General features: G+C 44.3%; 14 protein-coding genes. 5 read left to right on the forward strand and 9 right to left on the reverse strand.

Annotated elements, in window-relative coordinates:
• Positions 1–11: 11 nt before the first annotated feature.
• Both rnhA and FME95_RS03160 read right to left on the reverse strand, forming a co-directional pair.
• Entirely contained in the window at positions 12–455 is a 444-nt protein-coding gene (gene rnhA, locus FME95_RS03155) for a ribonuclease HI (protein ID WP_147712977.1), read from the reverse strand.
• Complete coding sequence (locus tag FME95_RS03160; protein WP_187265426.1) at positions 448–1,176, reverse strand: class I SAM-dependent methyltransferase; 729 nt, start codon at positions 1,174–1,176, stop codon at positions 448–450. Before FME95_RS03160 ends, rnhA begins: the two co-directional genes overlap by 8 nt.
• A gap of 203 nt (positions 1,177–1,379) precedes the next feature.
• On the opposite strand from FME95_RS03160, the gene FME95_RS03165 reads away from it, so the two are divergent.
• Complete coding sequence (locus FME95_RS03165; RefSeq protein ID WP_147712979.1) at positions 1,380–3,059, forward strand: lytic transglycosylase; 1,680 nt, start codon at positions 1,380–1,382, stop codon at positions 3,057–3,059.
• Between the two features lie 182 nt (positions 3,060–3,241).
• Here the strand turns inward: FME95_RS03165 and sohB are convergent, their stop codons facing one another.
• Positions 3,242–4,255: a protease SohB gene (gene sohB, locus FME95_RS03170; protein ID WP_147712980.1), complete on the reverse strand. Its 1,014-nt coding sequence runs from the start codon at positions 4,253–4,255 to the stop codon at positions 3,242–3,244.
• 142 nt (positions 4,256–4,397) lie between these two features.
• Here sohB and FME95_RS03175 point away from each other — a divergent pair, with 142 nt between their 5' ends.
• From FME95_RS03175 to FME95_RS03190, 4 genes are all read left to right on the forward strand, one after another.
• Positions 4,398–4,709 (forward strand): SCP2 sterol-binding domain-containing protein, encoded by a 312-nt coding sequence (locus FME95_RS03175; RefSeq protein ID WP_147712981.1) that lies wholly within the window; start codon positions 4,398–4,400, stop codon positions 4,707–4,709.
• A 111-nt stretch (positions 4,710–4,820) separates the two neighbouring features.
• Positions 4,821–5,810 carry a tRNA dihydrouridine(20/20a) synthase DusA gene (dusA, locus tag FME95_RS03180; protein ID WP_147712982.1) on the forward strand — a complete coding sequence of 330 codons (990 nt, stop codon included), beginning with the start codon at positions 4,821–4,823 and terminating at the stop codon, positions 5,808–5,810.
• A gap of 43 nt (positions 5,811–5,853) precedes the next feature.
• Positions 5,854–6,780 carry a transaldolase gene (tal, locus tag FME95_RS03185; protein WP_147712983.1) on the forward strand — a complete coding sequence of 309 codons (927 nt, stop codon included), beginning with the start codon at positions 5,854–5,856 and terminating at the stop codon, positions 6,778–6,780.
• Between the two features lie 349 nt (positions 6,781–7,129).
• Complete coding sequence (locus FME95_RS03190) at positions 7,130–7,954, forward strand: DNA replication terminus site-binding protein (protein ID WP_147712984.1); 825 nt, start codon at positions 7,130–7,132, stop codon at positions 7,952–7,954.
• A 36-nt stretch (positions 7,955–7,990) separates the two neighbouring features.
• On the opposite strand, the gene sthA is transcribed toward FME95_RS03190, so the two are convergent.
• From sthA to FME95_RS03225, 6 genes are all read right to left on the reverse strand, one after another.
• Positions 7,991–9,391 (reverse strand): Si-specific NAD(P)(+) transhydrogenase, encoded by a 1,401-nt coding sequence (gene sthA, locus FME95_RS03200; protein WP_147712985.1) that lies wholly within the window; start codon positions 9,389–9,391, stop codon positions 7,991–7,993.
• Between the two features lie 133 nt (positions 9,392–9,524).
• Entirely contained in the window at positions 9,525–9,749 is a 225-nt protein-coding gene (nqrM, locus tag FME95_RS03205) for a (Na+)-NQR maturation NqrM (RefSeq protein WP_147712986.1), read from the reverse strand.
• Positions 9,750–9,790: 41 nt separating this feature from the next.
• On the reverse strand, positions 9,791–10,828 hold the full coding sequence (locus FME95_RS03210; RefSeq protein WP_147712987.1) for an FAD:protein FMN transferase: 1,038 nt from the start codon (positions 10,826–10,828) through the stop codon (positions 9,791–9,793).
• A 6-nt stretch (positions 10,829–10,834) separates the two neighbouring features.
• Positions 10,835–12,061 carry an NADH:ubiquinone reductase (Na(+)-transporting) subunit F gene (gene nqrF, locus FME95_RS03215; RefSeq protein WP_147712988.1) on the reverse strand — a complete coding sequence of 409 codons (1,227 nt, stop codon included), beginning with the start codon at positions 12,059–12,061 and terminating at the stop codon, positions 10,835–10,837.
• A gap of 12 nt (positions 12,062–12,073) precedes the next feature.
• Positions 12,074–12,679 carry an NADH:ubiquinone reductase (Na(+)-transporting) subunit E gene (gene nqrE, locus FME95_RS03220; RefSeq protein WP_147712989.1) on the reverse strand — a complete coding sequence of 202 codons (606 nt, stop codon included), beginning with the start codon at positions 12,677–12,679 and terminating at the stop codon, positions 12,074–12,076.
• Positions 12,680–13,339 (reverse strand): NADH:ubiquinone reductase (Na(+)-transporting) subunit D, encoded by a 660-nt coding sequence (locus FME95_RS03225; RefSeq protein ID WP_147712990.1) that lies wholly within the window; start codon positions 13,337–13,339, stop codon positions 12,680–12,682.

The raw sequence follows: 13,339 nt of genomic DNA on the forward strand, positions 1-13,339 counted from the left end.
CGAGTTTATTTTTACCCCTTAAATTCATCCATCGCTTGGTTGGCAAGTTGATCGGCAACTTCATTATATTTGTCGCCCGCGTGCCCCTTTACCCAGCGCCAAGTCACCTTATGCTGAGACATCATTTGATCGAGCTGCTGCCATAAATCCTGATTTTTTACTGGCTTGCGTGCGGCTGTCTTCCAACCGTTTTTCTTCCAGCCTTCGATCCACTTAGTAATGCCTTGCTGAACATATTTTGAATCCGTATAGAGCTCGACACTGACTGGCTTTTTCAACGCTTTTAAACCTTCAATGGCAGCAGTTAACTCCATACGGTTATTGGTTGTGTCAGCTTCAGCGCCATAAAGTTTCTTTTCGCGCCCAGCCCAAATTAAGACTGTACCCCAACCACCAAGGCCAGGATTACCGCGACAACCACCGTCGGTGTATATCGTTACTGCTTTTTCACTCACTAGAAGACTCCCTCTTTGACGAACTGACACCCAGCGTGGTTTCTAAAACGCTTCTTTTTGAATTTCTTCGCAGCTCAGGGGGAAGCTTACCCAAAACCTGCTTATAACCGACCAATACATAAACCGCACCAAAAAATGGACATAGCTTTGTCAGCCATTTTTTTAAGCCATTAAACCGATTCAACCAATTGGGTGCCACCATCGGTAATGTAAAGACATGCTTTTCGTGACGCTCTAATTCAAAGTCGAGCACTTGCATCCAATCTTCTACACGGCTACTGCGAATAAATCGTGAGCACCAAATACTGTTATTACTGCGAGCGGCAGAAAAAAGCGAACGCAAGCCCCAACTACTGTAAGGGTTAAAACCAACCACAATCATCAAGCCACCCGGCTTTAAGGCAATCGATGCTTCACGAACGGCTTTGTAAGGGTTTTCACAGACATCCAGTGTGTGGTGCAACAACACCATGTCGATACTTTCTGGCTCGAACGGTAAAGCCTCTGCACTGGCGCAAACCACCGGACATAACGCTCTATTCTCTAGCTGAGAAACCAGAATGCCAGAGCCGAACAGGCGCTTTTCAAACAACGCCTCATGATAGCCGCTGTCAAGCTGAGCAATGGTGGCGGCAAAGCGACCCGAAATAGCACGAGCAACAATGACTTTTTCCTGCTCAATTAGCTTTTCACCTAAAGGCGTACGATACCAATAAGACAAGCTAGCCTCTTGTGCACGACTGTCATTAGGCCCTTTCTTGTACACCTGTTTAAACTTTTGTTTCAGTCGTTGTACCAAATCGAACCTCTCGGCATGAATAAATTCATTAGATCGTATAAGCTGTGACTTGCTAGAACTGTCTCTGGAAAATAGAATTATCTATGATCTAGAAAATACCTACAAATTATTCGCAGTGCGAGACCATGACTTTTATTAAAAAATCTATTTTCCTTGTTGCTGGCAGCCTCTTTTTAGCCGGTTGTAGCACCACGTCCTCCAATACATCGGCAGGCGTTTTTTCTCCCAGCAAATGGTCTACTGCGTTTTCTTCGCTTAGCCGAGATAAGAAACAAGATCCTAATCATGAGGCGCTAGCGCAGCAAATTATTACCGCGACCTCTGAAAAAACTTACAACAAAGCAACCGACACGCTACCTGTCTGGGGCAAGCCTCTCGATTTAAGCCGCCCAATACCAGACGATCTTTATCAGGTTCTTAGAGAAGGCTTTACGTTCGACCTAACAATTGAAGACAGTCGCGTTGATGCTCAGCTTCGTTGGTATGCAAGACACCAAAGCTACCTTAACCGAGTCAGCGATCGCGCATCGCGTTACATGTATCACATCGTTACCGAAATCGAAGCTCGTGATATGCCACTCGAATTAGCACTGCTACCGATTGTTGAAAGCGCCTTCGATCCATTTGCTTATTCCCACGGCAGTGCTTCAGGCATGTGGCAGTTTATTGCTAGCACCGGCAGAATGTACGGCCTACAGCAGGACTGGTGGTACGATGGCCGCAGAGACGTTGTTGCTTCAACAGATGCGGCATTGAATTACCTAGAAGACCTAAACCGCATGTTCAAGGGCGACTGGCTTTTAGCTCTCGCCTCCTATAACTCAGGTCCAGGCACTGTATTAAGAGCTCAACGCCGCAATCGCGCTGCCGGCAAGCCGACTGACTTCTGGCATTTAGACCTTCCTAAAGAAACAGAAGCCTATGTTCCTAAGTTAATTGCCTTAGCCAAACTATTCAGCGAACCAGAAAAATACGGCATCACCCTACCAAAAGTTGCCAACGAACCTTTCTTTGCAGAAGTCGACACTGGCGGTCAAATTGATCTAGCCCAAGCTGCGACGCTGGCAGACATGAACCTTAGCGATCTTTACATTCTTAACCCAAGCTACAATCGCTGGGCAACGGCGCCTCAAGGCCCACACAAATTGTTAGTATTTAAAGACCGAGCTGACCTATTCAATCAACGCATCGCCGAATTACCTGCCAACCAACGATTAACATGGAAACGCTACACCATTGAATCTGGCGATTCATTATTGTCCATCGCACACCAACATGAAGTCACCGTGGATGTGCTTAAGGACGTCAACAATATTAATGGCAACCTTATTCGTGCCGGACACACCCTTCTGATTCCAGTGGCCAGTAAAAACGACAACTACTATTCCATGTCGGCGGAAAACCGCTTAAAGATCAAACAGAATGCCTTGGCAGGCTCAAGTAAACAGCGTATCGATTACACGGTCCAATCTGGTGATAGCTTCTGGAGCATTTCGAGAAAGTTTGGTGTTAGCACTGCATCGGTTGCCAAATGGAACAACATGGCTCCGAAAGATGTCTTAAAAGTTGGCCAACAATTAGTAATATGGTCAGACTCAAGCAGCTCAGCCAGCGCACTAGATAGCCGCCAAGTTGTACGTAAAGTCGGCTATGTTGTTCGCCGTGGCGATTCGCTCTATCGCATTGCAGATAAATTCAGCGTGCGCGTCAGCGATATTCAAAAATGGAACCAGATTTCCTCGAATCAGTATTTACAGCCCGGTGATCGGCTTACACTCTATGTTGACGTAACCCGTATTCAATAGCTGCGCCTTTAGATTTACTGATATAAAGATTTAGCGACACAAGAGAGCAGCAACAAGACACCCAGATATAAAAAGACATTCAAACAAAAAGAGCGATTTGCCTTAGCAACTCGCTCTTTTTTTATTTTTTATTCACTCAATAGATGCTTACACCGACATCGGTAAAGACTATGGCATAAAGACTATGGCAAAGGTCGCTTACCCAAAAACTGTTCCACAGAATGGAATAGCGCTGTGCTGGCACCGCGAATACGTTCTTCCATGGTTTTATGCGCCAACCACTGTACACGGTAAACATCATTGCTCTCACTGACACGTTGCAAATAAGCATCGCTGCTACCAATCTCATCGACAAGCTTGTGCTCAAGAGCATCTTCAGCAAGCCAAAAATCACCTTCTGAGACCTGTTCTAAATCCAATTGATCACGATGCAATTTCACCAATGATTTAAAACGCGCATGAATAGCCGTTAAATCCTGCTCATATTTTTTACGTCCTTCATCAGTATTTTCACCTAACAACGTCATTGGTGCCTTGTGTTTACCAGCGGTAATCACATCAACATCGACATCAAAGCGCTTCAGCATGCGATGAATATTCGGTATCTGAGAAATAACGCCAATAGAGCCAACAATAGCAAAGGGAGCGGCAATAATTTTATCCGCGACACAGGCCATCATATAACCGCCACTGGCAGCGACTTTATCGACACAGGCAGTCAGTGTTAACCCTGCATCCTTAATACGCTGCAATTGCGTCGCGGCGAGACCATAGCCAGATACGGCACCACCGGGGCTTTCAATGGCTACAATCACCTCGTCACCCGGCTTTGCGATGGTCAATAAGGCGGTCACTTCTTGGCGTAATGCACTGACTTGCGAGGCCTGAATATCGCCTTTAAATTTAATAAAGAAGCTCCGAGGTCGCTGTTCGCCTTGCTTGAGCTTTTTCTGTAATTGCTTCTGCTCTGCTTTCTTTTCTTTCGATAACTGCTTCAGTTCTGCCTTGCCTAATATTTGCTGCTGCATTCGTGACTTAATGGCTTCAAACGCCTTATTGAGATTTGTCACCTCGAGCTTACCCTTGCCTGCACCACCCGATTTCGAAGCCTTAGCAAACAGGCTGATTAAAATAGCAACAACAATTAAAACCGTGACAGACTTTAATAAAAATAATAAATAGTCGGACCAGAGCATTAGATTCCTCGCATGATTATCTGGTAATTTAAAATGGCTTGCTCATATGACAATGAACATTTGAATTTCTTTATAACAGGGCTCTACAATGCACGCCAGCGAAACACCGCCAATATTGACACCATACTGAGTGAGCTAAGCAATGAATGCCATCGAACAGGTCTTTGATAAAATCGAATCGCGCTTTAATCCATCCGCGGCGATCGACTTTAACCATAACTTTCAGTTTGAAATTGATGATCAGATTTATCATCTCGTCATCAATAACGGCCAATGCAAAACCGCTAAAGGCGCGCATCCGGACCCTAGCATCACTCTATTTATGGACTTAGATACCTTTAATGAGCTCATTTCTGGGGAACTCAATGGCATGCAAGCTTTTATGAGCGGAAAATTACGTGCAGAAGGCGATATCATGCTTGCCAGTAAGCTTAGCAAACTGTTTAAACGTTGAAGCTAAGGCGAATATGGATAGCAAAACGAAACACTATGGAGACTAAAGCGCAATACAACAGCTCTCGTTGCCTGCTACAATACCGTCCGCTTAAAAAAAACCAGTACCAAGATGTCAGATTACCCTCATAAATTTTCTGTTGCTCCAATGATGGATTGGACAACCAGCGAATGCCGACAGTTTCATCGCATACTCAGTCAACGCGCTCTGCTCTATACCGAAATGGTGACCACCGGAGCCATTCTGCACGCTGGCGCTGAACGCTTTTTAAAACATGAAAGCATGGAACACCCACTCGCCTTACAGCTTGGCGGCTCAGACTATAAACAGCTTAGCGATTGCGCCAGCATTGGTGAGTCTTACGGTTATCAAGAAATTAACCTGAATGCCGGCTGCCCAAGTGATCGGGTACAAAATGGCATGATTGGCGCAATATTGATGGCACATGCCACTCTGGTTAAAGATTGCATGAAAGCGATGCTCGATCGTGTTTCGATTCCAGTAACGCTTAAACATCGCATTGGTATTGATGATTTTGACAGCTATGAATTTTTACGAGACTTTGTCGGCGAAGTTGCCGAATCTGGTTGTGATACCTTTATCGTTCATGCTCGAAAGGCTATTTTGCAAGGCTTAAGCCCGAAGGAAAATCGTGATATTCCGCCACTGGATTATGACCGTGTATTGCGCTTAAAAGCCGACTTCCCACAGCTCAACCTCATAATTAATGGTGGTATCAAAGATCATCAACTGGCTCTATCATTGATGGATCAGGGTATCGACGGAGTCATGCTTGGCCGTGAAGCCTACCAGAACCCGTTAATGCTATTAGCGGTTGACCCGACTTACTACCAACAGGACTGTCGCTTTACAGAAGCTAACAGCCTAAATGCCGCGCTCATTGATTGGGTACAACAAAGAACCCAACAGGGCGTGCCACTAAAATATTTAGTTCGTCATATGTTAGGCCTATATTCTGGCTTGCCTGGCTCAAAAAAATATCGCCGCCTACTGAGCGAAAACATGACTAAAGAAAATGCCGATACCGACTTATTTTGCTCGGCTTTAAAGCTAATCAACACAACAGATTTTTTATTCTAAATTGCCAAACGCAATTTAGAACCCTGACAAATGGAAACAACAGATGAACCAACTAGCGCAACTCGAAAAAATGACAACTATTGTTGCCGACACCGGTGATATTGATTCAATCAATCAATTTCAACCTCAAGACGCAACCACAAATCCATCGCTCGTGCTTAAAGCCATTGAGAGCGGTCAATTCGATGCAAAACTCGATCGACTTGCACAGCAAAACTTAACGCAAGCAGATTTCATCGATCATATTGGTGTGGAAATTGGCGAAGAAATCCTCAATACCGTTTCTGGTTATGTCTCAACCGAAGTAGACGCTCGGCTCTCTTTCAACACTGAAAAAACAATTGAAAAAGCACGTAAACTGATTTCACTGTACGAACAAAAAGGCTTTGCAAAAGAGCGAGTTCTGATCAAAATTGCCAGCACATGGGAAGGTATCCAAGCTGCAAAACAGTTAGAAGCAGAAGGCATTAAGTGCAACCTAACGTTATTGTTTAGCATGGTGCAAGCGCAAGCCTGTGCAGACGTTAACGCGACGCTAATTTCGCCGTTTGTTGGTCGTATTTTAGATTGGTATAAAAACGCCACTGGCGAGAATTACAGCAGCGAAACAGACCCTGGCGTTGTCAGCGTAAAAAGCATTTTCAACTACTACAAGCAGCACGGCTACAAAACCATTGTCATGGGTGCCAGCTTCAGGAACATTGGTGAGATCCAAGCTTTAGCAGGATGTGATCGCCTAACTATTGCGCCGGCATTACTGGATGCATTGAAAAACAATGACCAGCCGTTAGAGCAACAGCTATTTGATAACGGCAAGGTCTCAGAAAAGCCAGATGTAATCAGCGAAGATGACTTTAGGCTAGCGCTCAACGCAGACGCTATGGCAACCGAAAAACTCGCCGAAGGCATCCGTAATTTCATTAAAGATCAGCAGACGCTAGAGCAGCTTATTGCCAAGCGTTACTATTAATTTAATAACCGTTAATTAAATGACGTTCGTTACGGATGAAAATACTCGTTACGAACTTAAACTTAAAATACAAAAGTAAAAGTAGCGACAGGCTAAGCATCTAACACTGCGCTATCTAAAGATAAGCATCTTCATACAAGCACTGACCTAAATATTGGCAGTGCTTTTTTCTTACTCTCTATTTATCAACACTTATAAACTCGCAAGACAATAACTCACAACTAAATCAAATTTAGCAGTGAACTTAACGAGCCAGCCAAATCGAGTTTTTCGACTGAAACCACTGCCCTTCCTTTTTTTAACAGCATCCGCTAGACTCATAGATCGCAACATAGATAACGGTATAAAAATGGCTATTATCGAGATATTCGAACAGTTACAAAAGCAGCTTTCTGAGTTAGCTGATGATATCCAGCAACACGAAATCTACTGGTTATTAGATGTTGCCCACCTCAATACAACAGCTCCTTTAGCGCAGGCTTTTTTAGACCTCTGGTATCAGGGTGACCAAGATGGCCGCACCACTCGCATCTATCCGGGTTTAGTTGCCGCCACTGAAAACCAACTGCAAAAAGCCGTTGAGATTAATCAGCTAAAAACCGATTTACGCCAACTAATCAACGAAATAAAACAACAGGACTTGAGTGGCTGGAAAGAAATACAGCAGAAATTAGGTAAGAGAAACCGGCAGCTACATGAGTCGTTAAGCAGCCAAGGTATAGAGCGATTACACCTGAAACAGATGTGGCGGCAAATCCCGATCATAGATCAAGTGCCGATTAAAATAAGCTTTAACTGGTACACCAGTGGCCGCTCTATCACGCGCGTTAGCAAGCAAGAGGCATACGACATGCTATTGCAGCTAAATACCGAAGCGGCTCATATTAAAATGCAATTAGCGAAGCTTGCGAGTTTGCCAGAGTCAGAAAAGTTAGCTCGAGTGCAAAAGCAAGCTCCGGTATTGCGCGCTAATCTACTGTTTGAAAATGGTCAGCGCAAAGCGATGAACGCCTCATTGCCGATATTATTTTTACAGCAGGATAAACAGACCTTGCCGAGCTTTATTGCGCCCTCACCTGCGCCGCCAAAAGAACGTAACCGGCAAGTTCGATCCGATAACCGACTCGAAGACGAGCCGTTCTTAAAATCGATTAGAGTCCATCGATATCAATAACAATCAGAGCCGATAACGCAATTATCAGCAACGCCATTAAAAGAGCCGATTAATACCGTTTAAGGCAGCCACTCGATAAGCCTCAGCCATCGTTGGGTAATTAAACGTATGCTCTAAAAAGTATCGAATGGAGTTGCCACCACTCTCGCTTGGTTGCGACATAATCGCCTGCCCAATGTGTAAAATTTCTGCTGCCTGATCACCAAAACAATGAATCCCTAACAGTTCTGTCGTTTCACGATGGAAAAGTAATTTAAGAACACCTGCTTCCTCGCCGGTAATTTGAGCGCGAGCAGTGTCTTTGAAATAGGCCTTACCGACTTCGTACGGAACCTTTTCTGCGGTGAGTTCACGCTCGGTTTTACCAATCGATGAAATCTCTGGAATCGTATAGATACCCGTTGGAATGTCATTAACATGACGATAGGTACCGTTATCACTGATCACACCAGATATGGAGCGACCTTGGTCATAGGCTGCACTGGCAAGACTTGGCCAACCAATAACATCACCAGCGGCATAGATATTCTCTTGTTGGGTACAATAATGCTCATCAACTTCTAATTGACCTCGACGATTTGCCTTAAGGTCAATTGCAGCCAAATTTAAACTGTCGGTATTGCCTGTTCGGCCATTGGCCCATAGGAAGCTGTCGCACTTAATTTTTTTGCCTGATTGCAACGTTAAAACAACGTGGTCATCAAAGCCTTCTATCGATTTAAAGGCTTCATTATGGCGAATCAAAACACCGTGGCTACGTAGGTGATAACTCAAGGCATCGGAAATTTCATCATCCATAAAGGCCAATAAACGCTCACCTGGATTAATCAGGTCAACCTTTAACCCTAAGCCATTGAAGATTGATGCGTATTCACAGCCAATAACACCGGCACCGTAGATGACGATGTTTTTCGGCGTACTATCTAAAGAAAGAATAGAATCGCTATCAAAAATTCGCGGATGATTAAAATCGATCTCTGGTGGCTGATATGGGCGAGAACCCGTGGCAATAACAAAGTTTTTTGCCTTTATGGTTTCGACCTTCTTATCTTGATAGGTCAGCTCTAACGTATGTTTGTCTTTAAAAGCCGCTTGAGCATGAAATAGATCAACTCGATTGCGAGCATAAAAACGAGCCCGCATAGACACCTGTTTTTGAATGACGCGCTCTGCTGTTTCTAAGACTTGAGGAAAGGAGAGCCAGGTTTGATCGGCAACATAGCGAAACATAGGATTGCGGTTAAATTGCATAATCTGATGCACTGCATGCCTAAGCGCCTTCGATGGAATAGTGCCCTGATGAGTGCAATTGCCGCCAACCGCCTTGCGGAAGTCAATAACTGCGACGCTCAAACCAGACTTCGTAGCATTCATCGCGGCACTTTCGCCAGCAGGACCTGAACCGATAACGACCAAATCATATTGATGTTCTATCATTGACGACCCTCTTCCTTAATTATTATTTATTGAAAAGCGCTTTATGTAGAAAACTATGCTTTCAGGAAACCATGTGCCTCTTTCAGAAACTATATGTCTCCTCTCTATAAGGAGAAACTATCGATATTGAGAGCTATTTTCCTGCGTCGTAAGCCTCTACAGTGCTGTTAACAGCTTTGCTTTCTTTTTCACATTTAGACTTATCACCACCGCAAACATCACACTCAGCTTCCATGCCAACGGCAGCCATGCCGCCACAAGAGCCAGCAATAGGTTTTTGCCCAAACATGACACCCACGGCCATCATTGCAATGATTAAAGCAAAGGCGAGAAATACGATTAAAAAGGTAACGAGCATTATCCTGACTCCTCTATTATTTTATTTGAAGGCGCTCACTGCTAATGAGTTTGAGATTTCTCGATCAACGCCGAATAGGCACTGGTTTGAAGCGACTCAAAGCCTTCTTCATTATCCGCCTTGGTTATAAAAAATGCGGCTATATTGTGAGCTTCAGCATAGCTGAAAGCTTCTTCTACGCCCATCACCAAAAAGGCGGTGGCATAAGCATCGGCTTGCATGCTGCTGTCCATCATCACGGTGACAGACGCTAGATTATGTACGATCGGGTAACCTGTACTTGGGTCAATGGTATGACTGTAACGATTGCCATCGATTTCAAAGTAATTACGATAATCACCACTGGTCGCGATAGCAATATCAGAAACAGCTAAAACACGATAAGCCGATCGTTCAGCCACATCTGGCTTTTCAATGGCAATGCGCCAAGACTCATTATTTGGCTTTAGACCTGACAGCCTCATTTCACCACCGACCTCAACCAAATAGTTATTAATGCCTTTCGCCTCTAAAAAGCGAGCAATCTGATCGACCGCATAGCCTTTAGCGATCGCAGAAAGATCCAGCTCCAACTCTTTAAACTTGGTAACTTGAGGATCGTCTAGCTGAACATCTAATGCTCGATAATCAATACGGGCCAATAACCTATCAATATCATCGGGATTTGGAAGCTGATGTCGTTGAATGACAGGACCAAAGCCCCACAAATTAACTAATGGAGCAATAGTTGGATCAAAGCGTCCATCGGTAGCCGCCGCAATAGACAATGCTGCCTGCAAAACTTCAGCAGTTTCACTGGCAATTTTGATGGGCTGATTAATGGGTGCCGCTGAGATAGTGGAGATATCAGACTTGGGTAAGTAGGTGGACATCAGGCGGTCTATTTTACTAAGAACCCCTTCGACGCCTAATTGTAATGTCTGAGGTTCTGTATTCTGCGAGACATATTTGATCGAATAGCTGGTGCCTATCGCATAGCCACTAAAGCTTTGCAGCGTGTCTTTATCCGATAATGAACAGCCCGCAAGCAGACTGATAAAGATCAGTACTGCTGCGGGAAATGAGAAAACGCGAATCACTGACGATTAGCCACCAAAGTCATCAAGAAGAATATTCTCGCTCTCAACACCTAAGTCTTCGAGCATCTTAATAACAGCAGCATTCATCATTGGAGGCCCACACATGTAGTACTCACAATCTTCTGGCGCTTCATGATCTTTCAAGTAGTTTTCATAAAGCACATTATGGATGAATCCAGTGTAGCCATCCCAGTTATCTTCTGGCATTGGATCAGACAACGCCAGATGCCAGTTAAAGTTCTCATTCTCTTTCGCCAGCATGTCGTATTCGTCCATATAGAACGCTTCACGCATAGAACGAGCACCATACCAGAAGCTCATTTTACGAGTGCTGTTCAAACGCTTCAGCTGATCGAAAATATGCGAACGCATTGGTGCCATACCTGCACCACCACCGATAAACACCATCTCTGCATCGGTATCTTTGGCGAAGAACTCACCAAACGGACCATAAACATCGATTTTGTCACCCGGTTTTAGGCTAAACACATAAGAAGACATCTGGCCTGGCGCATAATCACTGCCTGGAGGCGGTGTCGCAATACGGATATTAAATTTAACTAGGCCTTTCTCTTCAGGGTAATTAGCCATTGAGTAAGCACGAATAACTGGCTCAGTTACCTTCGAGCTGTATTGCCAAATGTTAAATTTATCCCAATCAGGGTGATATTCTTTATCGATGTCAAAATCTTTGTAGTGAACTTCATGCGCTGGACATTCAAGCTGCACATAACCACCAGCTCTAAAATCAACGTTTTCACCTTCTGGTAATTTCAACGTTAATTCTTTAATGAAGGTCGCTACGTTCGGGTTAGAAACCACTTCACAAGTCCATTTTTTAACACCGAACACCTCAGGCTCGACATCAATTTTCATGTCTTGCTTCACAGCAACCTGACAGGCTAAGCGCCAGCCTTCTCGAAGCTCACCCTTAGTAAAGTGAGGTTCTTCTGTTGGCAGAGCACTACCGCCACCATCTAAGACCTTACACTTACATTGAGCGCATGTACCGCCACCGCCGCAAGCAGAAGACAAAAACACGCCGTTAGCCGCAAGCGTTTGCAATAGCTTACCACCAGCCGAAACACTGATGGTTTTTTCGGCGTCTTCGTTAATTTCAATAGCAACGTCGCCACTATTTACCAGCTTGGCACGTGCAGACAGGATCACTGCGACCAATGCCAATACGATAACGGCAAATAGCACAACACCAAGAATAATTTCTGTAGCCATCTGAGTATCCTTTTATAGCGAAATGCCGGAGAACGACATAAATCCAAGAGACATTAGGCCTACAGTAATAAAAGTAATCCCTAATCCTTCCAAGCCTTTTGGAACATCGCTGTATTTTAGTTTTTCACGAATACCTGCCAGTGCAACAATGGCTAATGCCCAACCTGCACCTGCACCCACACCGTAAACCACACTCTCACTGAAATTATAGTCACGTTCAACCATAAACAGCGATGCACCCATGATGGCGCAGTTCACTGTAATCAGTGGTAGAAACACGCCTAAGGCGTTATAGAGTGCTGGGAAGAAACGATCTAAGATCATCTCCATAATCTGAACAATTGCTGCAATAACACCAATGTAGCTTAAGAGTCCTAAGAAGCTTAAGTTAACATCTAGGCCAGTCCAGTCGAGCGCACCATCACGTAATACGTAGGTATATAAAAGATTGTTCACCGGCACCGTAATTGCCTGAACAACAATTACCGCAATACCTAGACCAATCGCTGCCGACACCTTCTTAGAAATAGCAAGGAAGGTACACATTCCTAAGAAGAATGCTAACGCCATGTTTTCTACGAAAATAGCGCGTATAAATAAACTCAATAAACCTTCCATTTATAACGCCTCCTGCTTGCTGTTGCTGGCAATTTTGTAATCGGCCTTTTCAACCTGCTCTTTCTTATAAGTACGTAACAACCATATAAATAGTGCAATCAAGAAGAACGCACTTGGAGGTAACAGTAATAAACCGTTTGCAACGTACCAGCCACCATTAGTGGTGAGCGGGATAATTTCGAAACCGAAAAGACTGCCTGAACCTAACAACTCACGAATCGTTGCGACAAAAATCAACACCGTGCTGTAGCCTAAACCGTTTCCGATACCATCTAAAAAGCTTGGAATCGGCGGATTAGACATAGCAAAGGCTTCCGCTCGACCCATCACAATACAGTTAGTGATAATCAAACCGACAAAAACCGACAGCTGCTTAGAAATATCATAAGCGAAGGCTTTTAATACCTGCTCAACCACTATTACCAACGAAGCAATAATCGTCATCTGGATAATGATACGAATGCTACTTGGAATATAGTTACGGATCGAAGAGATAAAAAAGTTAGAAAAAGCCGTCACAGAAGTCAGTGCAATACACATGACCAGAGTAACATTTAGGCTAGTGGTTACCGCTAACGCAGAACAGACACCAAGGATCTGAGCTGCGATCGGGTTATTAGTCAGAACAGGCGTGAACAGAATCTTACGTGTATCAGACAT

The organism is Reinekea thalattae, from assembly GCF_008041945.1.
In the GTDB taxonomy this organism is placed as follows: domain Bacteria; phylum Pseudomonadota; class Gammaproteobacteria; order Pseudomonadales; family Natronospirillaceae; genus Reinekea; species Reinekea thalattae.

Excerpts from the sequence above, each read along its gene's own strand:
- FME95_RS03165 (WP_147712979.1), top strand. The coding sequence starts at position 1,380 with ATGACTTTTATTAAAAAATCTATTTTCCTTGTTGCTGGCAGCCTCTTT.
- sohB (WP_147712980.1), bottom strand. The coding sequence starts at position 4,255 with ATGCTCTGGTCCGACTATTTATTATTTTTATTAAAGTCTGTCACGGTT.
- FME95_RS03175 (WP_147712981.1), top strand. The coding sequence starts at position 4,398 with ATGAATGCCATCGAACAGGTCTTTGATAAAATCGAATCGCGCTTTAAT.
- dusA (WP_147712982.1), top strand. The coding sequence starts at position 4,821 with ATGTCAGATTACCCTCATAAATTTTCTGTTGCTCCAATGATGGATTGG.
- tal (WP_147712983.1), top strand. The coding sequence starts at position 5,854 with ATGAACCAACTAGCGCAACTCGAAAAAATGACAACTATTGTTGCCGAC.
- FME95_RS03190 (WP_147712984.1), top strand. The coding sequence starts at position 7,130 with ATGGCTATTATCGAGATATTCGAACAGTTACAAAAGCAGCTTTCTGAG.
- sthA (WP_147712985.1), bottom strand. The coding sequence starts at position 9,391 with ATGATAGAACATCAATATGATTTGGTCGTTATCGGTTCAGGTCCTGCT.
- nqrM (WP_147712986.1), bottom strand. The coding sequence starts at position 9,749 with ATGCTCGTTACCTTTTTAATCGTATTTCTCGCCTTTGCTTTAATCATT.
- nqrF (WP_147712988.1), bottom strand. The coding sequence starts at position 12,061 with ATGGCTACAGAAATTATTCTTGGTGTTGTGCTATTTGCCGTTATCGTA.
- nqrE (WP_147712989.1), bottom strand. The coding sequence starts at position 12,679 with ATGGAAGGTTTATTGAGTTTATTTATACGCGCTATTTTCGTAGAAAAC.
- FME95_RS03225 (WP_147712990.1), bottom strand. The coding sequence starts at position 13,339 with ATGTCTGATACACGTAAGATTCTGTTCACGCCTGTTCTGACTAATAAC.